Here is a 560-nt window from a genome sequence, read left to right on the forward strand (position 1 = left end):
CGGCCTTGCTGTTCACAGTAGGCACACAAGGGATGCTTTTTCAGCCAGCCTAAACGTGCTTTCTGCCATCTACCACCATAACCGCGCTCTGCTGTGGTTCGGTTATCGCGCCATGACTTTGATGCTTGGTACGTGTTTTGCCTGCGTCTATGTGCTTGCATGGTTTATCCAATAGGATAACCGCCATACCTGTTTGCAGCGTTTCACAACGGATGCTCAAGGTATAGCGGTTATTAGGGGTCGTGTCGCAAAGACACATGCAAGGCTTGCTTGCTCGGTAATTAGATGCGCTTTAAGATCGCACCTGATAATGTTTGAAATGTGTTTTCATCTACATAATTCACAGCCACGCCATTGTCCAATACCAATTTGGCCAAACCATCGCGTTGAGGTGGATTAGGATCATCATAGGTTGGTGCGGGTTTAACCTGCTCTACCATCTTAGAAAGGTGGTACACGTTGCCAACATCGTCCATGGCTTTAAATCGTTCCGCAGTTCGGTAAATCATAGTCTCATCCCCTTAATCAAATCTATTTGTTCAAATACAGGTTCTAGCTTT

At 46.1% G+C, this 560-nt stretch carries 1 protein-coding gene; it reads right to left on the reverse strand.

From position 1 onward, the window contains the following. Positions 1–281 precede the first annotated feature (281 nt). Complete coding sequence (locus A2F46_RS11815; protein ID WP_066570668.1) at positions 282–509, reverse strand: hypothetical protein; 228 nt, start codon at positions 507–509, stop codon at positions 282–284. Positions 510–560: the final 51 nt, after the last annotated feature.

The organism is Snodgrassella sp. CFCC 13594, from assembly GCF_001590725.1.
Lineage (GTDB): Bacteria > Pseudomonadota > Gammaproteobacteria > Burkholderiales > Neisseriaceae > Snodgrassella.

What these genes read in the sequence shown, in the direction of transcription:
- A2F46_RS11815 (WP_066570668.1), bottom strand. Translation starts at nt 509, where the DNA reads ATGATTTACCGAACTGCGGAACGATTTAAAGCCATGGACGATGTTGGC.